This is a genomic window from Actinotalea sp. Marseille-Q4924, from assembly GCF_916618755.1.
Lineage (GTDB): Bacteria > Actinomycetota > Actinomycetes > Actinomycetales > Cellulomonadaceae > Actinotalea.
The window spans coordinates 402,766-426,105 of the sequence record NZ_CAKAKB010000002.1; the positions used below are offsets into that span (position 1 = coordinate 402,766).

Annotated in this window: 18 protein-coding genes, 1 tRNA gene and 1 riboswitch; of the genes, 6 read left to right on the forward strand and 13 right to left on the reverse strand. The window is 73.8% G+C overall.

The window, feature by feature from the left end:
- Nucleotides 1–63 precede the first annotated feature (63 nt).
- From LG379_RS06110 to LG379_RS06130, 5 genes are all read right to left on the reverse strand, one after another.
- Nucleotides 64–3,930 carry a multifunctional oxoglutarate decarboxylase/oxoglutarate dehydrogenase thiamine pyrophosphate-binding subunit/dihydrolipoyllysine-residue succinyltransferase subunit gene (locus LG379_RS06110; RefSeq protein WP_370634459.1) on the reverse strand — a complete coding sequence of 1,289 codons (3,867 nt, stop codon included), beginning with the start codon at nt 3,928–3,930 and terminating at the stop codon, nt 64–66.
- Nucleotides 3,931–4,101: 171 nt separating this feature from the next.
- Nucleotides 4,102–4,926, reverse strand: coding sequence for an ABC transporter permease (locus tag LG379_RS06115; protein ID WP_225753697.1), 825 nt, complete (start codon nt 4,924–4,926; stop codon nt 4,102–4,104).
- On the reverse strand, nt 4,923–5,882 hold the full coding sequence (locus tag LG379_RS06120) for an ABC transporter ATP-binding protein (protein ID WP_225753698.1): 960 nt from the start codon (nt 5,880–5,882) through the stop codon (nt 4,923–4,925). The genes LG379_RS06115 and LG379_RS06120 overlap by 4 nt, the downstream gene beginning before the upstream one ends.
- A gap of 112 nt (nt 5,883–5,994) precedes the next feature.
- Entirely contained in the window at nt 5,995–7,068 is a 1,074-nt protein-coding gene (locus tag LG379_RS06125; RefSeq protein WP_225753699.1) for a HAMP domain-containing sensor histidine kinase, read from the reverse strand.
- A complete protein-coding gene (locus tag LG379_RS06130; protein ID WP_225753700.1) occupies nt 7,068–7,805 on the reverse strand; it encodes a response regulator transcription factor in 738 nt (245 codons plus the stop codon). The genes LG379_RS06125 and LG379_RS06130 overlap by 1 nt, the downstream gene beginning before the upstream one ends.
- 372 nt (nt 7,806–8,177) lie before the next feature.
- Here LG379_RS06130 and LG379_RS06135 point away from each other — a divergent pair, with 372 nt between their 5' ends.
- Nucleotides 8,178–9,026 (forward strand): M15 family metallopeptidase, encoded by an 849-nt coding sequence (locus LG379_RS06135; protein WP_225753701.1) that lies wholly within the window; start codon nt 8,178–8,180, stop codon nt 9,024–9,026.
- 41 nt (nt 9,027–9,067) lie between these two features.
- Here LG379_RS06135 and LG379_RS06140 read toward each other — a convergent pair whose 3' ends face one another.
- From LG379_RS06140 to adhE, 3 genes are all read right to left on the reverse strand, one after another.
- Complete coding sequence (locus LG379_RS06140; RefSeq protein WP_225753702.1) at nt 9,068–10,039, reverse strand: aldose 1-epimerase family protein; 972 nt, start codon at nt 10,037–10,039, stop codon at nt 9,068–9,070.
- 29 nt (nt 10,040–10,068) lie between these two features.
- On the reverse strand, nt 10,069–10,578 hold the full coding sequence (locus tag LG379_RS06145; RefSeq protein ID WP_225753703.1) for a hypothetical protein: 510 nt from the start codon (nt 10,576–10,578) through the stop codon (nt 10,069–10,071).
- 251 nt (nt 10,579–10,829) lie between these two features.
- A complete protein-coding gene (adhE, locus tag LG379_RS06150) occupies nt 10,830–13,550 on the reverse strand; it encodes a bifunctional acetaldehyde-CoA/alcohol dehydrogenase (RefSeq protein ID WP_225753704.1) in 2,721 nt (906 codons plus the stop codon).
- A gap of 306 nt (nt 13,551–13,856) precedes the next feature.
- Between adhE and LG379_RS06155 the strand changes: the two genes are divergently transcribed.
- Nucleotides 13,857–14,321 (forward strand): Hsp20/alpha crystallin family protein, encoded by a 465-nt coding sequence (locus LG379_RS06155; protein WP_225753705.1) that lies wholly within the window; start codon nt 13,857–13,859, stop codon nt 14,319–14,321.
- Nucleotides 14,322–14,389: 68 nt separating this feature from the next.
- Here the strand turns inward: LG379_RS06155 and LG379_RS06160 are convergent, their stop codons facing one another.
- Nucleotides 14,390–15,649, reverse strand: a complete 1,260-nt coding sequence (locus LG379_RS06160; RefSeq protein WP_225753706.1) for an aminotransferase class I/II-fold pyridoxal phosphate-dependent enzyme — start codon at nt 15,647–15,649, stop codon at nt 14,390–14,392.
- A 65-nt stretch (nt 15,650–15,714) separates the two neighbouring features.
- Nucleotides 15,715–16,170: an SRPBCC family protein gene (locus tag LG379_RS06165; RefSeq protein ID WP_225753707.1), complete on the reverse strand. Its 456-nt coding sequence runs from the start codon at nt 16,168–16,170 to the stop codon at nt 15,715–15,717.
- 283 nt (nt 16,171–16,453) lie between these two features.
- Nucleotides 16,454–16,529, forward strand: a riboswitch (cyclic di-GMP riboswitch).
- Nucleotides 16,530–16,547: 18 nt separating this feature from the next.
- Between LG379_RS06165 and LG379_RS06170 the strand changes: the two genes are divergently transcribed.
- Nucleotides 16,548–16,772: a BldC family transcriptional regulator gene (locus LG379_RS06170; RefSeq protein WP_225753708.1), complete on the forward strand. Its 225-nt coding sequence runs from the start codon at nt 16,548–16,550 to the stop codon at nt 16,770–16,772.
- Nucleotides 16,773–16,851: 79 nt separating this feature from the next.
- On the opposite strand, the gene LG379_RS06175 is transcribed toward LG379_RS06170, so the two are convergent.
- On the reverse strand, nt 16,852–17,976 hold the full coding sequence (locus LG379_RS06175; RefSeq protein WP_225753709.1) for a hypothetical protein: 1,125 nt from the start codon (nt 17,974–17,976) through the stop codon (nt 16,852–16,854).
- Between the two features lie 217 nt (nt 17,977–18,193).
- Here LG379_RS06175 and LG379_RS06180 point away from each other — a divergent pair, with 217 nt between their 5' ends.
- A complete protein-coding gene (locus LG379_RS06180; protein WP_225753710.1) occupies nt 18,194–19,120 on the forward strand; it encodes an SDR family oxidoreductase in 927 nt (308 codons plus the stop codon).
- Nucleotides 19,121–19,320: 200 nt separating this feature from the next.
- On the opposite strand, the gene LG379_RS06185 is transcribed toward LG379_RS06180, so the two are convergent.
- Both LG379_RS06185 and LG379_RS06190 read right to left on the reverse strand, forming a co-directional pair.
- A tRNA-Arg gene (locus tag LG379_RS06185) sits at nt 19,321–19,393 on the reverse strand.
- Between the two features lie 47 nt (nt 19,394–19,440).
- A complete protein-coding gene (locus LG379_RS06190) occupies nt 19,441–20,103 on the reverse strand; it encodes a FadR/GntR family transcriptional regulator (RefSeq protein WP_225753711.1) in 663 nt (220 codons plus the stop codon).
- 111 nt (nt 20,104–20,214) lie between these two features.
- On the opposite strand from LG379_RS06190, the gene argS reads away from it, so the two are divergent.
- Both argS and lysA read left to right on the forward strand, forming a co-directional pair.
- A complete protein-coding gene (gene argS / locus LG379_RS06195; protein WP_225753712.1) occupies nt 20,215–21,894 on the forward strand; it encodes an arginine--tRNA ligase in 1,680 nt (559 codons plus the stop codon).
- Nucleotides 21,891–23,261 (forward strand): diaminopimelate decarboxylase, encoded by a 1,371-nt coding sequence (gene lysA, locus LG379_RS06200; protein WP_370634448.1) that lies wholly within the window; start codon nt 21,891–21,893, stop codon nt 23,259–23,261. Before argS ends, lysA begins: the two co-directional genes overlap by 4 nt.
- Nucleotides 23,262–23,340 lie beyond the last annotated feature (79 nt).

The window sequence follows — 23,340 nt, forward strand, 5'->3', positions numbered from 1 at the left end:
CTGGTGCAGACGCGCGGCGGACCGGCGGCGGCGCGCTGGACGCCCGCCGCCGGTCCGTGGCCGTCACCGGGTGAACGCGGCCTCGACGAGGGCGGTCTGCTCCCGGCCGTGGGTCTTCGCGGACCCGGCCGCCGGCGAGGCGGACGCCGGCCGGGACACGAGGGCCACGTCCCTGCCGAGGACCTCTCGCAGCCGGGGGGCGAGGTGGCTCCACGCGCCCTGGTTGGCCGGCTCCTCCTGGGCCCAGACGACGTGCGCGTCGCCGAACCCGGAGAGCGCCTCGCGCAGCGCGTCGACGTCCAGCGGGTAGACCTGCTCCAGGCGGACCAGCGCCGTGCGGTCGTCGCCGCGCTTCACGCGCTCGGCGAGCAGGTCGTAGTACACCTTCCCGGCGCTCAGGACCACGCGGTCGACCGGCCGGTCGGCCCCGAGGTGGGCGTCGGGGATCACCGTGCGGAACGTGCCGGTCGTGAACTCGTCCACGGACGACGCCGCCGCCTTGAGCCGCAGCATCGACTTCGGCGTCGCGACGACGAGCGGGCGGCGCGGCCGGTCGTACGCCTGGCGGCGCAGGAGGTGGAAGTACGACGCGGGCGTGCTCGGCATCGCCACCGTCATGTTCTCCTCCGCGCACAGCTGGAGGAACCGCTCCACGCGGGCGGAGGAGTGGTCCGGGCCCTGGCCCTCGAAGCCGTGGGGCAGGAGGAGGACGACCGAGGAGCGCTGGCCCCACTTCTGCTCGGACGAGGAGATGAACTCGTCGATGATGGTCTGGGCGCCGTTGACGAAGTCGCCGAACTGCGCCTCCCACAGGACCAGAGCGTCCGGTCGCTCGACGGAGTAGCCGTACTCGAACCCGAGCGCGGCGAACTCCGACAGGGACGAGTCGTAGACCCAGAACTTCGCCTGGTCGCTCGCGAGGTACAGCAGCGGGGTCCACTCTGCGCCGGTCCGGCGGTCGTGCAGGACGGCGTGCCGCTGCACGAAGGTGCCGCGCCGGGAGTCCTGCCCCGCCAGGCGCACGGGGGTGCCCTCGAGCAGCAGGGAGCCGAAGGCGAGGAGCTCCCCGTAGCCCCAGTCGATCCCGCCCTCACGGGACATCTGCTCGCGCTTGCTCAGCAGCTGCTCGATCTTGGGGTGCACGGTGAAGCCCTGGGGCGGGCGCACGTGCGCCCGGCCGATGCGGTGCAGGACCTCCGGGGCGACGGCGGTGCGCCAGCCGACCATCGTCCCGGCGTCCTCGAGCTGGGACTCCGGCCGCTCCAGCCCCGCGACGGGCTCGGCGCTCGCCGGCGGTGTGAAGCCCTCGCGCGTCTCCGTGAAGACCCGCTCGAGCTGCGCCTGGTAGTCCTGCAGCGCCTGCGCCGCCTCGTCCACCGTGATGTCACCACGGCTGACGAGCGACTCGGTGTAGAGCTTGCGGACCGAGCGCTTGGCCTCGATGAGGTTGTACATCAGCGGCTGGGTCATCGAGGGGTCGTCACCCTCGTTGTGGCCGCGCCGGCGGTAGCAGACCATGTCGATGATGACGTCGCGGGCGAACTCCTCGCGGAACTCGAACGCGAGCTCCGCGACCCGGACGCACGCCTCGGGGTCGTCCCCGTTCACGTGGAAGATCGGCACCTGCAGGCCCTTGGCGACGTCGGTCGTGTAGTACGTCGAGCGCGACGACGACGGCCCGGTGGTGAAGCCGACCTGGTTGTTGACGATGACGTGGACGGTCCCGCCGGTGCGGTACCCCCGCAGCAGCGCGAGGTTGAGCGTCTCGACGACGACGCCCTGTCCGGCGAACGCCGCGTCGCCGTGGATGAGGACCGGCAGGACGGAGAACCCGTCGCCGCCGAGGTCGATCCGGTCCTGCTTGGCGCGGACGACGCCCTCCAGGACCGGGTCCACGGCCTCCAGGTGCGACGGGTTCGCGGCGAGGTAGACACCGGTGGTGGCGCCGGACTCCGCGGTGAACGTGCCCTCGGTGCCCAGGTGGTACTTGACGTCGCCGGAGCCCTGGACGCTCTTGGGGTCCTGGTTGCCCTCGAACTCCGCGAAGATCTGCCCGTAGCTCTTGCCGGCGATGTTCGCGAGCACGTTGAGGCGACCGCGGTGGGACATGCCGATGCAGACCTCGTCCAGGCCGCTCTCGGCGGCGCGGGAGAGGACGCCGTCCAGCAGCGGGATGAGCGACTCGCCGCCCTCGAGCGAGAAGCGCTTCTGACCGACGAACTTCGTCTGCAGGAAGGTCTCGAACGCCTCCGCGGCGTTGAGCCGGCGCAGGATCCGCAGCTGGTCCTCGCGGGGCGTGCGCGCGTACCCGGCCTCGAGGCGCTCCTGCAGCCACCGGCGCTGCCGGGGGTCCTGCAGGTGCATGTACTCGGTGCCGATCGTGCGGCAGTAGGAGTCGCGCAGCAGGCCCAGGATCTCGCGCAGCCTGGCCTTGGGCTTGCCCGTGAAGCCGGCCGTCGGGAAGACGCGGTCCAGGTCCCACAGCGTGAGTCCGTGGTTCTGGATGTCGAGGTCGGGGTGCCGGCGCTGCCGGTAGGCCAGCGGGTCCGTCTCGGCCATGAGGTGGCCGCGGGAGCGGTACGCGTGGATGAGCTCCGCGATCCGGGCGGGCTTGGCCGCCTCGGTGTCGGCGTCGACCGTGTTGTCGCGCACCCACCGCACGGGCTCGTAGGGGACCCGCACCGCGGCGAAGACGCGGTCGTAGAAGCCGCCCTCGCCCAGGAGCTTCGCCGCGACGACGCGCAGGAAGTCGCCCGACTGGGCGCCCTGGATGATCCGGTGGTCGTACGTGGAGGTGAGCGTGAGGACCTTGGAGACGCCGAGCCGGGCGAGCTGCTCGTCGGAGGCGCCCTGGAACTCCGCGGGGTAGTCCATGGCGCCGACGCCGACGATGGCGCCCTGGCCGGCCATGAGGCGAGGCACCGAGTGGACGGTCCCGATCGTGCCGGGGTTGGTCAGGGTGATCGTCGTCCCCGCGAAGTCCTCGGTGGTGAGCTTGCCGCCGCGCGCGCGCCGCACGACGTCCTCGTACGCGCCGACGAACTGGCCGAAGTCCATCCGGTCCGCACCCTTGATGCTGGGCACGAGCAGCTGACGGGACCCGTCCGGCTTGGCCAGGTCGATGGCCAGGCCGAAGTTGACGGCCCCCGGCTGGACGACGGCGGGCTTGCCGTCCTGGAGCGTGTACCCGGCGTTCATCTCGGGCATCTCGGCGAGCGCCTCGACGACCGCGTACCCGATGAGGTGGGTAAAGGAGACCTTGCCGCCGCGCGTGCGGGCCAGGTGGTTGTTGATGACGATCCGGTTGTCGACCATGAGCTTGGCCGGGACCGCGCGCACCGACGTCGCGGTGGGGACCTGGAGGCTGGCCTCCATGTTCTGGACGACGCGCGCCGCCGGACCGCGCAGGCGCTCGACGGCCGGCACGGGCACGTCGCGCTGCTCCAGCCGGGAGGCGGGCTGCTCGGCGTACGGGGCGGTCGCCGGCTGGGCGGCCGCGACGGGTGCCGCGGCGGCGTCGTGGACCGGCTCACGGGGCGTCGTCGGCGTCGCCTGGGCGGGGGAGCGGCGGGCCTGGGCGGCGGGCGCCGGCCGCTCGTCGGGCGTGGTCGGCGCAGGGCGCGGGGCGTCGGGCGTGTCCGACGTCGCTGCCTCGTGGGGCGTCTCACGGGTGTTCGAGTCGCTCCGGGCGTCCGAGCCGCTCGGGGTGCCCGGCGACGTCGGCGGGGCGTCCGGACGCGGTGCCGTCGGGGCGGGCGTCGGGCGGCGCGGCGCGGAGGTGGCCGAGGGGCGCGGAGCGGGGGTGGCCGAGGGGCGTGCCGTGCGGCCGTCACCGGAGCCGTTGACCTCCGAGGCGGGGCGGTAGTCCTCGAAGAACTCCCACCACGCGGGGTCGACCGCGTCCTTGTCCTCCAGGTACTGCTCGTACATCTCGTCGACAAGCCACTGGTTCGCTCCGAACTGCGCCGCTGCATCCGGTTGCGCCTTCTGGGACACGCGAGGATCGCCCTCTTCCACTGCGGGACCTAGGGCCGTTGTGACGGCCCTCTCTCGGACATCCACCCTAGGCCACACGGCGGCGTGCCACGTCCTGGGGAGGTCTCAGGTGACGTCGCGCCGGAAGGTCGTCGCGCGGCCGACGGCGGCCAGGACGACCCCGTAGGCGACCAGGACGAGCAGGCCCTGCCACCACGGAAGGAGCTGCCCGATGCCCGTGGCGCTGTAGAAGCTCGAGCCGGCGATCGCCTCGCCCGCCGCGCCGGGGAGCCAGCGCGCCACCCCGGCGCCCCACTCGACCGCCCCGAGGAAGATGCGGACCGTGGGCTCGACGAGCTGCGTGAACGCGAGGATGACGACGATCCCGGCGACCTGGTTGGTCAGCGCGCTGCCGAACCCCACGCCGACGACGGCCCACACCGTCAGGGCCAGGACCGAGCGCGCCAGCGTGGTGAGCACCTCGGGGTCGGTGAGCATCGGGTCGTGGCCCGTGGCGCCGAGCACGGCGGCGCCGGCCCCCGTGGCGGCCACGGTGCCGACCACGCCGAAGAGCAGGCCGACCGGCACGCTCGCGAGGAGCTTGGCGGCGAGCACCACGGACCGGCGTGGCTCGGCCAGGAGGGTGGGGGTGATCGTCATGTGCCGGAACTCGCCGGTCACCGACAGCGCCCCCACCACCACGGGGAACACGTAGCCCAGGGCCGGGGCGAGCGTGTAGATGGCCAGGGCCACCGACCGGTCGTCCAGCGGGGGCGGCGCGGCGGCGTCCCCGCCGGTGGGCATGCCGGTCATGGCGCCGTCCCCGAGCGCGAGGGCGAACGCGAGCACGCCGCCGAGGAACGCCATGTAGAGACCGGTCGTCGCGAGCAGCACCCACCACAGCCGCGTGGTGACGATCTTGCGGTACTCCGTGCGCAGCGCCGCGCTCATGCCGTCACCGTCCCGGTGAGGCGCAGGAACACGTCCTCCAGGCCGACGACGGTCGGCGTCAGCTCGTGCAGCTCCACACCGGCGGCGAACGCGACTCGGCCCACGGCAGGTGCGTCGACGTCGTCCACCTCCAGGGCGCCGGGGCGGCCGGGCACCTCCCGCCAGCGACCCGCCCACACCTCGTCGGCGAGGCGCCGCAGGGCGTCGGCGTCGGGCGAGGCCACCCGCACCCCGGTCCGCGTGAGGGCCGCGAGGCCGGACAGCGGGGAGGCGTGGACGAGGCGACCGCGGGCGATGATGACGACGTCGTCGACGGTCTGCTGCACCTCGGACAGCACGTGGCTGGACACCAGCACGGTCCGCCCCTCCCGTGCCAGGTGGCGCAGGAGGTCCCTGAGCCACCGGATGCCCTCCGGGTCGAGGCCGTTCGCCGGCTCGTCGAGCACGAGGACCCGCGGGTCGCCCAGGAGCGTCGTCGCGAGACCGAGGCGCTGACGCATGCCGAGGGAGAAGCCACCCACCCGGCGGTGCGCCACCTGGTCCAGTCCCACCAGCGCCAGCACCTCGTCGCACCGGGTGTCGGGGACGGCGACCTGCGGCGCGTAGACGCGCAGGTGGTCCCGCGCCGTCCGGCCGGGGTGGAAGCTCGCCGCCTCGAGCGCGGCGCCGACGACGCGCTGCGGCCGCTGCAGGTCCTGGTAGAGGCGCCCGCCGATGGTGGCGCTGCCGGCCGTGGGCCGCACGAGCCCCAGGAGCATGCGCAGCGTCGTCGTCTTCCCGGCGCCGTTCGGGCCGAGGAAGCCGGTCACGCGGCCGGGAAGGACACGGAACGAGAGGTCGTCCACGGCGCGGACCGTCCCGAACGACTTCGACAGCCCGCGGACCTCGACCACGCCCTCGTCGTCGACGGTCCGGTCGACCGCCCACGGCCCTGCCGCCTCGCCCACCTGCGTCATCTCCGCCCCCTCTCCCTGTCGTCACCGCACCGGAGCTGCCGGCCCGCCGTCGCCGCGGCACCGGGGTGATCATCCCGCGGCACGACGGCGGTGCGCAGCGGTTCCGTGCCGCTCACGCCGACGTGCGCGGGCCCCGGCGCACGTGGCCGCCCACGGGCAGCCGCACGCGCATGACGCAGCCCGTGGCGGAGTCGGCCACCTCCACCGTGCCGCCGTGCAGGCTGACCGCCCACCGCACGATCGCCAGGCCCAGGCCGGTCCCGCCGGTGCTCAGGGCGCCCGGCTGGGTGGGTGCGTTGCCCCGCTGGAAGCGCTCGAAGACCCGATCGCGGTCGGCGGGCGGGATGCCCGGCCCCTCGTCGACGACGTCGATGTGCACCTCCCGCCCGTGGCGGCGCGCGGCGACCCGCACCTCCGCGCTCTCGGGGGAGTGGCGGACGGCGTTCTGGACGAGGTTCGTGACGACCTGGTGCAGGCGCTCGCCGTCCGCGGGCACCGCCAGGCCCGCCGGTTCCACGTCGACGACGATGTCGACGTCCTTGACCGCGGCGATGGGTCGGACGCCACCGGCGGCCTCCTCGAGGAAGTCCCGCAACGGCACCTCCCGCACGTCGAGCGCCACCGCGCCGGCCTCGACGCGGGACAGGTCCAGGAGGTAGGTCACGAGCCGGCCGAGACGCTCCACCTGCGCGAGCGCCTGCTCCAGCGCGCGCGGGTCCGGGTCGGTCACGCCGTCGACCATGTTCTCCAGCTGCGCACGCAGCGCCGCCACCGGTGTCCGCAGCTCGTGGGACACGTTGGCGACCATCTCGCGCCGCAGCGTGTCGGCGTGCTCGAGGTCCTCCGCCATGCGGTTGAACGCGTCCGCCAGCTCGCCGACCTCGTCGCGGCTCGTGGCCCGCACCCGCTGCGAGTAGTCGCCGCCCGCCATCGCGCGGGCCGCGGAGGTCATCTCGCGCAACGGCGCCGTCATGCCGTGCGCGAGGATCTGGACGGCCAGGACGGAGAAGACGACGGCGAGCGGGAGCGTCCGGCTCGGTCCCAGGGCGTTGTACAGGCCCGCCCAGGTGACGAACGCCGCGAGGGTCACGGTGGCGGTCACCAGCACGCCGAGCTTGATCTTGATCGACGTGAAGCGGTCGAGCGGGCGCACGTCGGGCAGTCGCCCCGCGTGGCGGGGCGGCATCAGGACCCCGCGGGCTCGAACGCGTAGCCGACGCCGTGCACCGTCCGGATGAGGTCCGGACCGAGCTTGCGGCGCAGCGCCTTGACGTGCGAGTCCACGGTGCGCGTGCCGCTCGCGTCGACCCAGTCCCACACCTCCGCCAGCAGGCGCTCACGGGTCAGGACGGTGCGCGGGTTGACGGCGAGCGTGACGAGGAGGTCGAACTCGGTGGGCGTGAGGTGCACCGGCTCGCCCGACCGCGAGACCCGACGCTGGGCCCGGTCGACGACGACGTCGCCCGCGACGATCGCCGCCTCCGGCGCCGTCGTCCCCGCGAGCTGGGCCGACCGCTCGACGCGACGCAGCAGCGCCCGCGTCCGCGCGACGAGCTCCCGCATCGAGAACGGCTTCGTCATGTAGTCGTCCGCACCCACGCCGAGGCCCACCAGCATGTCGGTCTCGTCGTCACGCGCCGTCAGCATGATCACCGGGACCGGCCGCTCGGCCTGCACGCGTCGGCAGACCTCGAGCCCGTCGAAGCCGGGCAGCATGACGTCCAGCACGATGACGTCAGGGGTGAGGCGGGCGGCGGACGCGACGCCGGACGGGCCGTCGGAGGCCACCTCGACGCGCCAGCCCTCGGCCGCCATGCGATGGGCGATCGCGGTGGCGATCGCGGGCTCGTCCTCGACCACGAGCACGACGACGGACGCGGGGTCGCCGCCGGTCCGGACCTCCGGTGCGCGGGGAGCGTTCATGGTCCCCAGCGTGGCACAGGTGATCCGGCGCCCGAGGGACGTGGCGGGCGGCGCACGCGAGGGCCGTGGCGGGCGACGCGGGCGTCGGACCCGGGCGTACCGGGCGCCGTCAAGGGACCGGGACCGTGACGACGCTCACGAGGACGCGGGCCGCAGGGGCTTGGTCGCGGGGGGTGGCGTCCGTTACTGTTTCGTGACCGCAGAGGAGCGTGGCCCCCAGCCCGCGCTCGCGCCGCTCCGGTGCGGTCACCCCTCGGCCCCTCGCGGGGCCACCGACGACCACCTGGTCCGCGCCCTCGCGCGTCCGGAGCGACGTCGGCGTCCTGCAGTGCCCGAGGCTGCCCGAGTCAGCCGTGAGTGCCCGGAGGTGTCGTGGAGCCCGAGCAGGTCCGCTCGACCGCCGCTCCGGCGACCTCCCGACGCGACCTCCGTGCCTCCGCCGAGCGTGGCGGCCGCCGCGGCTCCGGCCGGGGGCGCGACCGCCGCCCGGTGCCGCCGTGGGTGCTGCGCTGGGGTCCCCGCACCGCCGTCCTCGGCACCCTGGCCGCCGCGACGATCGCCTTCCCGGTCGTGGACGCCACCTCCGGCGCCGACGTCGCCCCGTTGGAGGCCGCGTCCGTCGTGACGGGCACCACCGGCCTGCCCACCACGTACGAGGTGCTGTCCTCGACCCTGCCCGTCGCGACGCCGACGACCCTGCTGGCCGCCGGTGCCGCGCCGCGTCAGGTCGTCGAGCCCGTCAGCCGCTCGATGGAGCGCGAGGCGCTGCCGGGCTGCGACGGATCCGCCCGCGCGACGGCACCGAACGGCCAGATCCCCTCGTCGGACCTGTGCACGCTGTGGGACCCCGAGCACTCGCTGCGCGGAGACGCGGCGGTGGCGCTGAGCGAGCTGAACCTCAACTTCCGCGCGGCGTTCGACCGCGACCTCTGCATGACGGACTCCTACCGTCCGCTGAGCGTCCAGCGCCGCATCGCCGTCACCAAGCCCGGGCTCGCCGCCACTCCCGGGCGCAGCAACCACGGCTGGGGCCTCGCGATCGACCTGTGCAGCGCGGAGACGGCGAGCTCGGACGTCATGGCCTGGCTGCGCACCAACGGCCCCGTCTTCGGCTGGGCCAACCCGCCGTGGGCGCGCCGTGGCGGTTCCGGCCCGTACGAGCCGTGGCACTGGGAGTACGTGCCCGGCACGGAGGCGATGGGCACCGACTGGACCCGCTGAGGTCGTCGGTCACCCGCTGAGGCCCTCGGTCGCCGGCGCGGTCAGAGCAGCGCCGCGCCCCAGGTGACCTCGTGCGTCGCGCCCGGCTCGAGGCGGACGAGCCGCTCACCCGTCCGGAAGGCGTCGGCGATGCAGCTCATCGGCTCGGCGGCGAGCCCGGTGCGCCGCCACTCGACCACGCTGAGGTGGTCGCCGGTGCAGGCCTGCCACGTGTCCATCGACTCGTCCATCCACACGGCGGCCGTCCGCCCGTCGGCACCGGTCAGCCGGATCCAGGACAGCCCGTCCTCGTCGCGCAGGACGTCGACGAAGGCGTCGTCGACGTCGACCTCGGCGGCCGGTCGGGGCTCGCGGAGGTCGTACATGCCGCTGACGGGCTCCGTGCCGGTCGGCAGGAGCCGGTCGTCGACCGTCACGTGCGTCGCGGCGTCGATCCGGATGGTGCAGTCGTCGAGGCTGCCCTCCCCGGGCGAGAGCCACGGGTGGAAGCCGATGCCGTACGGCGCGGCACGGGTCCCCAGGTTCGTCGCCGACGCCTGCACGTGCAGCCCGCTCGCCGTCAGCCGGTAGGTGATCCGCAGGAGGACGTCGAAGGGGTAGCCGGCGCCGGGCGCCATCCGGAGCTCGAGGGTGGTGGCGGCGCCGGCCCGGTGGGCGGCGTCGTCCACGGCGACGGGCTGCCAGCGCTGGAACATCACGAGCCCGTGCAGCGCTGTGCCGCGCTCCGGCTCCGTGATGGCGACCTGGAGCTCCTCGCCGTCCCACGAGTACCGGCCGTCGCGCAGGCGGTTGGGCCAGGGCGCCAGGACCGCACCGTGGCCCGCGGGCGCGACGACGTCCTCGTCGAACGGCACGACGACGTCGCGGCCGCCGACGGCGTAGCGGCGCAGCTTCGCGCCGACGTCAGTGACGGTGGCCTGCTGGTCGTCCAGGGCCAGGTAAATCTGGTGGCCCGACAGGGGTGCCGGCGTGGTGGACGCGAACGCGGGCGTGCCGCTGGAGGCTGTGGTCACGTCTCCCGACGCTAGCGGTCGCGGGGCCGTCACGAGGACGCCTCGCCGACCCTGTCGATGAGGCCGTCGATCTCGCCGGACAGCCGCTCCAGGCCCTCCCGCACGCTGCCCTCGGCGTCCTGGGCGACGGACTCGAGGTTCTCCCGCGCGTCGGTCAGCGCACGCTCGGCCTCGGCCAGGTCCTCGGGGGCCGGCGCGGCGCCCTCTTGGAGCTGCTCGAGGCGCGCCTGGGCGTCGGCGACGGCCTGCTCCGCCTCGGTGACGGCGGTCTCCGTCCGCTGCCGCACCTCCTCGTCGACCTCGGCCCCGGCGAGGTCCTCGCGGACGTCCTCGGCCGTCCCGCGGGCGTCGTCGGCGAGCTGCTCGACCTGCTCACCGAGACCGCTCCAGTCGACGTCGACGTCCACCGGACCCTCGCCCTCCCCGCACGCCGCGAGCGCTGCCGCGAGGGCCAGCGCGGCCGCGGGACGCAGCGCCCGGCGCGCGGCGCGACCCAGGTGCGTCCTCGGCGGTGGTGCGGGCTGGTCGTGGCGGCTCATGGCGTCGGCTCCTCGTCGTCGTGCTCTGTGGCGGGGGCGGCGACCGGGCCGGTCGACCGGCCCGCCCGGTCCCGCGCACCAGTGTGTCGCGTCGGTCCCGCGGCCGCGCGGCCGTCCCGCGGTGCGTCGAGGTCGCCGTCGGCCCGCGGCACGACGACGCGGCTCGGGCACGACGACGCGGCCCCCGACCCGGGTGGGTCGGGGGCCGCGGTGGGGGGCCGTCCGCGCGACCGGACGGCCGGCCCAGCGGTTCAGGAGGCGGACACCGTCTCCTGGGTGGACGGCTCCACGTCCTGCACCGCCGTGCGCCGGGAGCGCACGTCCTGCAGCGACGTCCCGTAGTACGCCGCGGTCATGAGGTCCTTCATGTCGTCCAGCATCGGCATGCGCGGGTTGGCCGGGGCGCACTGGTCCTCGTAGGCCCGCATCGCGAGGTCGTCGAGCTTGCCGATGAAGTCGCGCTCCGCCACGCCCTGCGCCTGGAAGGACGCGGGGATGCCCACGGCGTCGCGCAGCCGCTCGACGGCCCGGGCGTAGGACTCCACGCCCTCCTCGGGCGTCGCCGCCGGCAGGCCCAGGACCTTCGCGATCTCCTGGAACCGCTCCGGCGCCACGTAGTACTCGTACTTCGGCCAGCTGGTGAGCTTCGTCGGGACGGTGCCGTTGTACCGGATGACGTGCGGCAGGAGCGTCGCGTTCGTCCGGCCGTGGACCAGGTGGAACGACGACCCGATCGTGTGCGCCATGGCGTGGACGATGCCGAGGAAGGCGTTGCCGAACGCCATGCCCGCGATCGTCCCGGCGTTGTGCATCTTCTCCCGCGCGCCCGTGGCCTCCTCGCCGCCGTGCACCGACGCCTCGAGGTTCTCGAAGATGAGGCGGATCGCCTGCAGGGCCATGCCGTCCGTGAAGTCGTTGGCGTACACGGAGACGAAGGCCTCGGTCGCGTGCGTGAGGGCGTCGAAGCCCGAGTCCGCGGCCAGGGACGCGGGCATCTTGCCGGTCAGCGCGGGGTCGATGATCGCCACGGTCGGCGTCAGCGCGTAGTCCGCCAGGGGGTACTTGACGCCGGTGTCCTGGTCGGTGATGACCGCGAAGGGCGTCACCTCGGCGCCCGTGCCCGACGTCGTCGGGATGCAGACGAGCTTGGCCTTGTCCCCGAGCGTGGGGAACTTGAACGCCCGCTTGCGGACGTCGAAGAACTTCTCGCGCATGTCGGCGAAGACGACCTCGGGGTGCTCGTAGCGCAGCCACATCACCTTGGCGGCGTCCATCGGGGAGCCGCCGCCGAGCGCGATGATCGTGTCGGGGTTGAACTCCCGCATGCGCTCCGCGCCGCGGTCCACGGTGCGGATGCTCGGCTCGGGCTCGATCTGGTCGAGGATCTGCAGCGCCACCTTCTCCGGCCGGCGCGCCAGGACGTCGAGGATCTTGTCGACGAACCCGAGCTTCGTCATCGTCTCGTCGGTGACGATCGTGACGCGACGGACGTCGGGCATGTCCTCGAGGTAGCGGATGGCGTTCGGCTCGAAGTACGTCTTCGCAGGGACCTTGAACCACTGCAGGTTGTTGTTGCGCCGACCGATCCGCTTGATGTTCACCAGGTTGACCGCCGAGACGTTGTTGGAGACGGAGTTGGCGCCGTAGGAGCCGCAGCCGAGCGTCAGCGACGGGGTGAAGGCGTTGTAGATGTCGCCGATGCCCCCCTGGGACGACGGCGAGTTCCAGATGACGCGGACCGCCTTGACCCGGCTGCCGTACTCCTCCACGAGGTCCTTGTCCTCGCAGTGGATGGCGGCCGAGTGCCCCAGGCCGTCGAACTCGACCATCTGCTCGGCGAGCTGCATGCCGTGCTCCGTGGTCTCGGCGCGCAGCACCGCCAGGACGGGGCAGAGCTTCTCGCGCGTGAGGGGCTCGGCCGGGCCGACCTCGGAGACCTCGGCGAGGATGATCGAGGTGTCGGCGGGGACGGAGAACCCGGCCTGCTCCGCGATCCACTGCGGGCTCTGGCCCACGACGGCCGGGTTCAGCTTGGCGCCGCTGCAGCTGGTGCCGTCCGCACGGACGCCGAAGATGAGCTCCTCGAGCTTGCCCTTCTCCTCGGGCGAGCAGCGGTAGGCGTGCAGCCGCGCGAACTCCGCCATGGCGTCGTCGTAGATCTCGGTGTCGAGGATGGCGGCCTGCTCCGAGGCGCACACCATGCCGTTGTCGAAGCACTTGGACATCACGACGTCGTTGATGGCGCGCTTGAGCTTGGCCTGCTTGGTGACGTACGCCGGCACGTTGCCCGCCCCGACGCCCAGCGCCGGCTTGCCGCACGAGTAGGCCGCGCGCACCATCGCGTTGCCGCCCGTGGCGAGGATGAGCGAGACCCCCGGGTGGTTCATGAGCTGGTTCGTCGCCTCGATGGAGGGCTGCTCGACCCACTGGATGCAGTGCTCGGGGGCCCCCGCCGCGACGGCGGCGTCCCGCACGACGCGAGCCGCGGCCACGGACGACCGCTGCGCCGAGGGGTGGAAGGCGAACACGATCGGGTTGCGGGTCTTCAGGGCGATGAGGGCCTTGAAGATCGCGGTCGACGTCGGGTTGGTCACCGGCGTGATGCCGGCGACGACGCCCACGGGCTCGGCGATCTCCACGATGCCGTGCAGGTCGTCCCTCGCGACGATGCCGACGGTCTTCGTCTCGGCCATGCGGTGGGTGACGTGCTCGCACGCGAAGATGTTCTTCACGGCCTTGTCCTCGAAGACGCCGCGACGGGTCTCCTCGACGGCGAGCTTCGCGAGCACGCCGTGCTGGTTCAGGGCCGCGACGGAGGCCTTGCGGACGATCTGGTCCACGTCCTCCTGCGTGTACGTCGCGTACTGGCCGAGCGCCTTGAGGGCGCCGGCGACGAGGCCGTCGATCGCGTCGGCGGGTGCGACAGGGGTCGCGGCCTCCGCGGCGGGGCTGGGTCGGGCTGATCGGCTCACGGGAAGCTCCGGGTCTTCTCGGTGTACGGGTGGTGGATCGCCGTTGACCCGTCACCGACGCTAGGTGCGGCGTGCGGTGCGCCCCTGTGTCCAAGGTCCCGACGTCGTCCCACGTCTGCGGGCCGTCGGTCCCGCAGGGGCGTGGCCGGGACGGAGGTCCCGGAGCGCACGGCCCCTCTTGGCAGTCGACGGGTGCGAGTGCTAAACCAGAGGTGTAGCCGCCTGGGGCGGACACGGAGGCCGCACCAGGGACCTGCACCGTGCTCCGGACGGTCCGGAGCACCCCCGGGAGGAGGTGTTGCGACCATGGCTACGCGGTACGACCCCTTCACCGACACGGCGCGGTGGATGGACCAGCTCCTCGGCGCCACGCGCGCGGCCGAGGTGCCGACGGTCCCGGCGATGCCGATGGACCTGTACCGGGCCGGCGATCACTACGTGATGCACGTCGACCTGCCCGGGGCGGACCCCGGCAGCATCGACGTCAGCGTGGAGGACCGGACCCTCACGGTGCGTGCCGAGCGCTCGGGCCGCACCGAGTCCGACGTGCAGTGGCTCGCGCGGGAGCGCGCCAACGGCACGTTCGTCCGCCAGCTCACCGTCGGGCGCGGCCTCGCCCTCGACAGGATCGAGGCCAGCTACGTCGACGGCGTGCTCACGTTGACGATCCCGGTGGCCGAGGAGGCCAAGCCCCGGCGCGTCGAGATCAAGCACGGGACGTCGTCGCCGACGGCGATCGGCTCGCGCACCGAGGAGGGCGCGTCGGCGTGACGCGGTGAGCCGGTGACGGACGACGGGGCCGGTGCCCCCGGCCTCGTCGTCCTGTGCTCAGCCTGTGCTCAGCGCGGCAGCGCGGCGGCGATGCGGCGACCCGCCTCCACCACGAGGGGTCGCGGCATCGCGAGGTTCACGCGGACAGCGCCCGCCACCCCGCACAGCGCCCCGTCGACGACGGCGACCGAGGTCCGTCGGCGCAGCCAGCCGCCCAGGTCGAGGGGAAGCGGGACACCCGATGCCGCGAAGGCCGGCCGGAGGTCGAGCCACGCGAGGTAGGTGCCCTCCGGGCTGCGGTGCGTCAGGAGGGAGCCCGTGCCCGCGCGCTCGTCGAGGTCCGTGGCCCCGCCGGCGACCAGGCCCTCGACGAGCGCGTCGCGGTGGGTCCCGAGCTCGCGGAGGGCGCCGTCCAGCCAGGCGGCGCCGTCGCGGTACGCCGCCACGTTCGCGACCACCCCCACCGTGGATGCCCCGTGCGTGGCGAGGTGGTCCACGCGACGCCACGCCGCGACGTCGTGGTCCGCCGTGAGCAGCACCTGGGCGCACTTGAGCCCTGGGACGTTCCAGGCCTTGGAGGCGGACGTCGCCGTGACGGTGTGCGCGGCCGCCGCCGCGCTCGTCGAGGCGTAGGGGACGTGCGTGTGGCCCTCGTGCACCAGGGGAGCGTGGATCTCGTCGGAGAAGACGCGGCCGCCGTGGTGCTCGACGACGGCCGTGAGCGCCTCGAGCTCGGCGGTCGTGTGGACCCGGCCGGTCGGGTTGTGCGGGTTGGTGAGGACGAGCAGCTGCCCGCCGGCGCGGAACGCGGCGGCGACGGCGTGGAGGTCCAGGACGTGGCCGCGGGCAGTGTCCGTCGCCATGGGGACCTCCAGCACCTCGCGCCCCCACTGCCGGGGCGCGGTGAGGAACGGCATGTACGCCGGTGTCGGCACGACGACGGGGGAGCCGGCGCGGGTGAGGTGGTCCACGGTGACGCGCAGCGCCTCGAGCACGTCCGCGACGGGGTGGACCCGCTCGGGCCGCGGCCGCCAGCCGTAGCGCCGGTCGTACCAGTCCGCCGTCGCCTCGCCGAGCTCCCGGCGCAGACGGGGCGGCAGGTAGCCGGTCAGGCCCGCCGTCACGGCCCGGGCGGCGGCGTCGCGCACGGCGGGTGCGGTGCCGAGGTCCGACTCCGCGACCCACGCGGCGATCTCCGCGTCCACCCCGGTCCACTTGAGGCTGCCGCCGTGCCGGAGCCCGCGCACGAGCTCCGCACCCTCGGGCGGCAGGGGCGACGGGCGCACCGCGGCGTCGTCGGTGCTGAGGTCCTCGGGTGCCGGGCTCATCCCGGCACCGTAACGCGCGACGGGCGCCCCCTCAGGGACGCCCGTCGGTCACGCAGGTGCAGCGGTCAGGGGTGCTCGACGTCGCCCCGCCAGCCGCCGGTCTCGGCCCCGCGGGCCTCGATGAACTCCTTGAAGCGCGCGAGGTCCTTCTTCACCTGCCGGTCGTCGACGCCGAGGGCCGCGCCGGCCTTCTCGGCCAGCGACTCGGTCTCCCAGTCGATCTGGACCATGACACGCGTGCTGGTGTCGCTCAGGCGGTGGAACGTGACGACGCCCGCGTGGGTCTTGCCGTCGATGCTCTTCCACGCGACGCGCTCGTCCGGGTGCTGCTCGGTGATCTCGGCGTCGAACTCACGCTCGACGCCGCCGATCGAGGTCTTCCAGTGGGTCAGCGTGTCGCTGACCTGCGTGACCTGCTCGACGCCGCCCATGAAGTGGGGGAAGTCCTCGAACTGGGTCCACTGGTTGTAGACGGTCGACAGCGGGACGTCGACGTCGATGGACTCCTGGACGCTCGGCATGGGTACCTCCTGGTCTCGACGGTCGGGGCGCGCGCGGCGTCGCGGTCTGCGGCGCAGCGCGTCGCCACCACGCTAGGTCGCGACCCACGGGCTCGCGCGTCGAGGACGGCCAGGGTGGTGGCGTGCGGCGGCCCGCCAGGGACGGCCGGTGATGACGGGTGTGACCGCGACGACGGCGCGCGGGGCCGGTCGTGCACCCGGGCTGCGGCGATCGGGTGACAGTGCGATGACAGGCGGCGCAGGGCATTGCGCAGATGTCCGGATTGTGTCAACGTGTCCTTGTCAGCGAAAAGGGCAAACCCACCGCGAGGTGGGGACGCAAAGCCAACGGGACCCCAAGGGTCGGCCGGGCTCACCGAACGACGAAGGAGTGCGCGATGTCGCCTCAGACCTCCCAGCAGGACCGTACCGACGCCCCGGGTGCGCTGCTCACCCCGGCCGAGGTCGCCAGCATGTTCCGCGTGGACCCGAAGACGGTGACGCGCTGGGCCAAGGCCGGCAAGCTCTCCGCCATCCGCACCCTCGGTGGCCACCGCCGCTACAGCGAGGCCGAGGTCCGCAGCCTGCTGCACGGCGTCCCGCAGCCGCGCCTCGAGGACTGACGGCCCGACCGTCCCAGCCGGTTCGACCGATGCCCCCGTCCGCCGACGGGGGCATTCGGTCGTCCGTGAGGGCGTCCGCTCACCGCGGTGACCGGCGGTCGCGACCGGTCAGCTGCCCGTCGCGCGGCGGTATGCGGCGCCGTCGTCGCCGCCGGTACGACGCCATGCGCCGTGGCAGCCGGCGCGCGCAAGATCCACCGCCCCGTGCCACTCGTACGTCGTCGGCCACCGTCGGAAGACGGGCACGACCGTCGTGACGACCCGCATGAGCAGCGGCAGGCCGCGGGGTCTCCAGCGCTCCAGGCGGTCCAGGCTGACGTCCGCCACGTCGCCGCGGCGCACGGCCGACCATGCGCCGCCAGGTGACTCGGCTCCCGTCGATCTCGATGGTCCACCGTCCACCCGAGCGGTTCCCGTCCGGCAGGGTGCGCAGGTCGGGGAACGGCGGGTCGAACGTCACCCGGGCGGCGTGACCGTCCCGTGCGGCGGTGACGCGGCGGACGGCGGACCCGTCGGCGGTGACCTCCACCTCGCCGGTGCCGCCGGCACCGGCAGGGGCGTCCCCGTCCCGGTCCAGCTCCACGGAGCACAGCGCCGTCGCGTACTTGACGAGGTGACGCCGGTGCAGCAGGGCGCCGGGGAGCCGTCCGATGCTCGCGGTGCGTCCGCCGATGCGGATGACGGGCGCTCGGCCCGCGACGCGGACCAGGTCGAAGCCGCCCATCCAGACCATCAGCAGGGAACCAGGCTGCACGATCCCGGCGCTCACGGGCGCGAGCAGGCGAGCGCGGCGGCGCGGCCGTCCGTCGCGGTCGTCGACGTGCACCTCGACCGCGCGCCCGTCCACGTCGGTGAACCGCACCTCGGCCAGGACGCCGTCCGCTGCGACCTGGAGCCGGGCGACGTCGAACTCCGTCTCGGTCCAGGACCGGGTCCCCCCACCGATCCGGTAACCGGCGGCGTCGAGGCGCAGCCCGCGCTGCACGTAGTAGTCGACGCTGCGGTCCGCGCGCCGTGACAGGAACACGAGCATCCCCGTGCCGTGGGTGTCGTCGTCGAACGACTGCAGCTCGACGCCGTCGTACACCGGGTCGTCGGCGAGCTCGGCGTTGAGCATGGCGCCGACGCCGTCGATGCGCAGCGAGTGCGGGACCAGGGGCGCGGGCGCGCCGCCCACGACCGGGTCCTGGTGGATGCTCGTCATGCTGTTCTCCCGTCACAGAGGCCCACCCATGCAACCCGCCGGAGCGTCGGGCGCCTGCGACGAACGTCCCGAGCCCTTCCGGGCGCCATGGGTGGGTGACCTTCCCGGGCCGTGCGGGAAGTCCCCGGTGCGTGCGGGATCAGGGTCGACAGGTGCCGCGTGTGACCTAGGGCCCTCGCGGCCCGCCCCGGCCAGGCGTCGACTGGGACCAGTCGTCGTGCTCTTCGGGAGGGGGTCGCTCGACATGCTCGTCGTCGTCGCAGGAGGATCGGGCTTCCTCGGGAGCCGGGTCGCCGCGGAGCTCGCAGCCCAGGGGCACCAGGTTCGCGCCCTGAGCCGTGGCCTCACCGCCCGACCCGGTCCACCTGACGCCCGGATCCACGTGGTGCGGGCGGACGTCCGCGACCCCCGGACGCTGGTCGAGCCCCTGACAGGGGCTGAGGTGGTCGTGTCGACGGTCCAGGGCTTCATCGGGCCCGGCGGGGTGACCCCGGCATCCGTGGACCGGGACGGCAATCGCGCGCTCGTGGACGTCGCCCGGGAGCAGGGTGCGGACGTCGTCCTGGTCTCCATGACCGGCGCCGCGACCGACAGCCCCATGGAGCTGGCGCGGATGAAGGCAGCCGCCGAGCAGCACCTGCGTAGCAGCGGGGTCCCGTGGACGGTCGTCCGTGGCGCCGCCTTCGCGCAAGCCTGGATCGACCTGCTGGAGGGCACCGCGGGGCGCAACGGCCGGCTGACCGTCTTCGGACGCGCTGACAACCCCATCCCCTGGGTGGACGTGCGTGAGGTGGCCGCCCTGGTGGTGCGCGCGACGGTGGACCCGACGCTGCGCGGGGAGGTGCTCGAGCTGTGCGGGCCCGAGTCGTGGTCCCTCCGCCGCCTGGCGGGGGAGATCATGATCGCGCGAGGCATCCTCGGGCACCCCCGACGCGTCCCCCGGCCGGTGCTGCACACGATCGTGACGACCGTGGGCCGGGTGCGCCCCGAGCTCGGGCGTCAGGCCGCCGCAGCGCTGGCCATGGACGTGCTGCCGCCGGCCGACGACACCCGGACGCGGGAACGCTTCCCGGACCTGCCGGCGACACCGGTCTCCACGGTCCTCGCCGAGCTCATGGCGGCCAGCTCGACCGCCCCCGTATGACGAGGCGGGCGCAGGTCGGTGTCGTCCAGGGGGGCCAGGGCGGTGGCCCAACGCCCGTCGCGGGTGGCGTCGGCGAGCTGGTGGCGGGCGCTGGCGCGGGCGGAAGGACTGGCGCAGCTGGTCCCGATCGCTGCCCTGATCTGCTTCGACGGGGGACGACGAAGCCCCGGGCACCGTGGGGTGACCGGGGCTCTCGTGGGTGCCCGCGGCAGGAATCGAACCTGCGGCCTTCTGCTCCGGAGGCAGACGCTCTATCCCCTGAGCTACGCGGGCGGGGCGCGCAGAACATTACCAGCCCCGCGACGTCGGTCCTGACCCGGTCAGCCGACCTGGACGTCCCCGATGAACTCGGACAGGTACTCGTCCACCTCCCGCATCGCGGCCTCGGCGTCGCCGGCCGCGATCGCCTCGACGAGGTCGTGGTGGGAGTCGTCGTCGTGGACGGGGTGCTCGAAGTTGAAGCGGATGTTCTCCGTGATGGCGTCGAGGAGGTTCTCGTACAGCGCGAGCAGCACGGGGTTCTGCGCGGCCTGGGCGATGGTGCGGTGCAGGAGGAGGTCGGCCTCGACCATGTGGTCCAGCTCGCCGCTCGCGTAGGCCGCGGCCCGGCGGTCGCGGACCGAGCGGAGCTCCTCGACCTGCTCCGCGGTGGCGCGGACGGCGGCGAGGCGGGCGGCCTCCACCTCGAGGCTGCGGCGGACCTCCAGGACGTCCCGCTGGTGCGCGCCCGCGATCTGACGCCCCATCGCGGTGCCGAGCTCGGAGTTGGAGATGACGTAGGTGCCCGAGCCCTGACGCCGCTCCAGCATGCCGGCGTGGACCAGCGACTGGACCGCTTCCCGCACGGTGTTGCGGCCCACGCCGATGAGCTCGGTGAGCTCAGGCTCTGCGGGGATGCGCATGCCGACCTGCCAGGCACCGGAGGTGATCTGCTGGCGCAGGCGTCCGACGGCAAGGTCGATGAGGTTCGTGCGGCGAGTCATCCGACCTCCCGTTCGCTGTGGGGGGATTCAACACCCCCGCGGGCCTCCGGCGCATCTTCGCCCCGGTGGGCGCCCCGCCGCGGCGCTCCGCGTGCTCGGTAGGCTTCCGTCGTGACCCCCGCTGAGCTGTCCCAGGCGCTGCACGCCGTCCTGACCTCCGCCGTCGCCGACGGTGCGGTGAGCCTCGCCGCCGACGACGTCCCGGCATCGGTCGCGGTGGAGCGTCCCCGGCAGCGCGAGCACGGCGACTGGGCCACCAACGTGGCGCTGCAGCTCGCGAAGAAGGCGGGCGTGCCGCCGCGTGCGCTCGCGGACGTCCTGGCCGAGCGGCTCCGTTCGGTCTCAGGCGTGTCGGCCGTGGAGGTCGCCGGGCCGGGGTTTCTCAACATCTCGCTCGACACCGCCGCCGCCGGCGAGCTGGCCCGCACCGTCGTGGAGGCCGGCCCGGCGTACGGCCGGAACACCACGCTCGAGGGGCAGCGGATCAACCTCGAGTTCGTGTCGGCGAACCCGACCGGCCCCCTGCACATCGGCGGGGTCCGCTGGGCCGCCGTCGGGGACTCGCTCGCCCGGATGCTCCAGGCCAGTGGCGCCGAGGTCGCCCGGGAGTACTACTTCAACGACCACGGCGCGCAGATCGACCGCTTCGCCCGCTCCCTGCTGGCCGTCGCCCGGGGGCAGGACGCCCCGGAGGACGGGTACGGCGGCCAGTACATCGGCGACATCGCGGCGCAGGTCCTCGCCGACGCGGCGACCGCGGGCGAGCCGGACCCGCTGTCCCTCCCCGAGGACGAGGCGCAGGAGGTCTTCCGCTCCCGTGGCGTGGAGCTGATGTTCGCGGAGATCAAGCAGGCCCTGCACGACTTCCGGGTCGACTTCGACGTGTACTTCCACGAGGACTCCCTGCACCGCTCCGGGGCCGTGGAGCGGGCGATCGCGCGGCTGCGCGAGCTGGGGCACGTGTTCGAGGCCGACGGCGCGGTCTGGCTGCGGACGACGGAGCTCGGCGACGACCGGGACCGGGTCATCGTCCGCTCCGACGGGATGCCCGCGTACATCGCCGGGGACCTGGCGTACTACCTCGACAAGCGCGAGCGCGGGTTCGACCGGGTCGTCATCATGCTGGGCGCCGACCACCACGGCTACATCGGCCGGATGATGGCCATGTGCGCCGCCTTCGGCGACACCCCCGGGGTCAACCTCGAGATCCTCATCGGCCAGCTGGTCAACCTCGTCCGCGACGGGGAGCCGCTGCGGATGAGCAAGCGCGCGGGGACGATCGTGACGATCGACGACCTCGTGGGCGCGGTCGGGGTGGACGCCGCGCGCTACTCCCTCGCCCGGTCCTCCACGGACAGCATGATCGACCTGGACCTGGACCTGCTGGCGCGCGCCACGAACGAGAACCCCGTCTTCTACGTCCAGTACGCCCACGCACGGACGGTCAACGTCGGGCGCAACGCCGCGGACCTGGGCGTCCGCCGGGAGGACGGCTTCGACCCGTCCCTGCTGGACCACGTCACCGAGGGCACGCTCCTGGCGCTCCTCGGGGACTTCGGCCGGGTCGTCGCCCAGGCCGCCGAGCTGCGCGAGCCGCACCGCGTCGCCCGGTACCTCGAGGAGCTCGCCGGCGCGTACCACAAGTGGTACGACCAGCGCCGCGTCACGCCCTTCGGGGACGAGGTGGTCGACGACGTCCACCGCACGCGCCTGTGGCTCAACGACGCGACCCGCCAGGTCCTCGCGAACGGCCTGGACCTGCTCGGCGTCAGCGCCCCGGAGCGCATGTGACCGACCGACCCGTCGACCGCCCGCTCGACCCCGACCTGTGGCCGGCGACGACGACGGTCGCCGCCGACGGCTCCGTGAGCATCGGCGGCGTCGACCTGCGGGCGCTCGCGGCCGAGCACGGGACGCCGGCCTACGTGCTGGACGAGGCGGACTTCCGCCGCCGCGCCCGCGGCTTCCGCGAGGCGTTCGAGCGCGCCTTCGGCGCTATCGGGACCGAGGTCGACGTCTACTACGCGGGCAAGGCGTTCCTGAGCACCGCTGTCGCGCGGTGGGCGGTCCAGGAGGGCCTGCGCATCGACACCGCGACGGGCGGCGAGCTCGCCGTCGCCCTGCGTGCCGGTGTCCCCGGTGACCACATCGGCCTGCACGGGAACAACAAGTCCGACACGGAGATCGCCCGGGCCCTGGATGCCGGCGTCGGCCGGCTCGTCGTGGACTCCCTGCTCGAGGTCGACCGCGTCGCGGACGCCGCCGCGGCCGCCGGCGTGCGTGCGCCGGTCATGGTGCGGGTGACGACCGGCGTGCACGCCGGGGGCCACGAGTACATCTCCACCGCCCACGAGGACCAGAAGTTCGGCCTGTCGATCGCGGGCGGTCAGGCGCTGGAGGCCCTGGAGGCCGTCCTCGGCCGGCCGGACCTGGACCTCGTCGGCATCCACTCGCACATCGGCAGCCAGATCCTCGACGCGTCCGGGTTCGCCGTGGCAGCCCGGCGGATCCTCGAGCTGCGCGCCCGCCTCGCCGAGCGCACCGGTCACCTGGTCCGGGAGGTGGACCTCGGCGGCGGCTACGGCATCGCGTACCTGCCGGGCGAGGCGCCGCTGGACCCGGCGCGCGTCGCCGTCGAGATGGCGCGGGCCGTCGCGGACGTGTGCGCGGAGCTGGGCACGTCCGTCCCGCGCGTGTCCGTGGAGCCCGGTCGCGCGATCGTCGGTCCGACGACGGTCACGGTCTACAGCGTGGGCACGGTCAAGCCCGTCGTCGTCGAGGAGGAGGACGGCGCCTTCACGCGCACCTACGTCTCCGTCGACGGCGGGATGAGCGACAACCTGCGTCCTGCGCTGTACGGCGCGCGGTACTCCGCCGCGGTGGTCAGTCGCGACGGGGGGCCCGGAGCCGTGCGCGCGCGGGTGGTCGGAAAGCACTGCGAGAGCGGCGACGTCGTCGTCCACGACGTCCTGCTGCCTGCCGACGTGCGCGCGGGGGACCTGCTCGCGGTGCCCGCGACCGGCGCCTACGGGCGCTCGATGGCCTCCAACTACAACCTGGTCCCACGCCCGCCGGTCCTGGCCGTGCGCGACGGCGAGGTCAGCGTGCTGGTACGTCGCGAGACCGAGGACGACCTGCTCGCGCTCGACGTGGGCTGAGCGGCTGGACCACATCCTGGCCGTGACGGCGTCGCGGCAGGGCGATGGGGCAGGGTGGCGCCGCACGGCGGTCGTGCGG

Coding starts and splice junctions, on each gene's coding strand:
- LG379_RS06125 (WP_225753699.1), bottom strand. CDS start 7,068: ATGCCGCCCCGCCACGCGGGGCGACTGCCCGACGTGCGCCCGCTCGAC.
- LG379_RS06190 (WP_225753711.1), bottom strand. CDS start 20,103: ATGACTCGCCGCACGAACCTCATCGACCTTGCCGTCGGACGCCTGCGC.
- LG379_RS06130 (WP_225753700.1), bottom strand. CDS start 7,805: ATGAACGCTCCCCGCGCACCGGAGGTCCGGACCGGCGGCGACCCCGCG.
- LG379_RS06110 (WP_370634459.1), bottom strand. CDS start 3,930: ATGTACGAGCAGTACCTGGAGGACAAGGACGCGGTCGACCCCGCGTGG.
- LG379_RS06175 (WP_225753709.1), bottom strand. CDS start 17,976: ATGACGAGCATCCACCAGGACCCGGTCGTGGGCGGCGCGCCCGCGCCC.
- LG379_RS06120 (WP_225753698.1), bottom strand. CDS start 5,882: ATGACGCAGGTGGGCGAGGCGGCAGGGCCGTGGGCGGTCGACCGGACC.
- LG379_RS06170 (WP_225753708.1), top strand. CDS start 16,548: ATGTCGCCTCAGACCTCCCAGCAGGACCGTACCGACGCCCCGGGTGCG.
- LG379_RS06155 (WP_225753705.1), top strand. CDS start 13,857: ATGGCTACGCGGTACGACCCCTTCACCGACACGGCGCGGTGGATGGAC.
- LG379_RS06115 (WP_225753697.1), bottom strand. CDS start 4,926: ATGAGCGCGGCGCTGCGCACGGAGTACCGCAAGATCGTCACCACGCGG.
- LG379_RS06165 (WP_225753707.1), bottom strand. CDS start 16,170: ATGCCGAGCGTCCAGGAGTCCATCGACGTCGACGTCCCGCTGTCGACC.
- LG379_RS06160 (WP_225753706.1), bottom strand. CDS start 15,649: ATGAGCCCGGCACCCGAGGACCTCAGCACCGACGACGCCGCGGTGCGC.
- LG379_RS06145 (WP_225753703.1), bottom strand. CDS start 10,578: ATGAGCCGCCACGACCAGCCCGCACCACCGCCGAGGACGCACCTGGGT.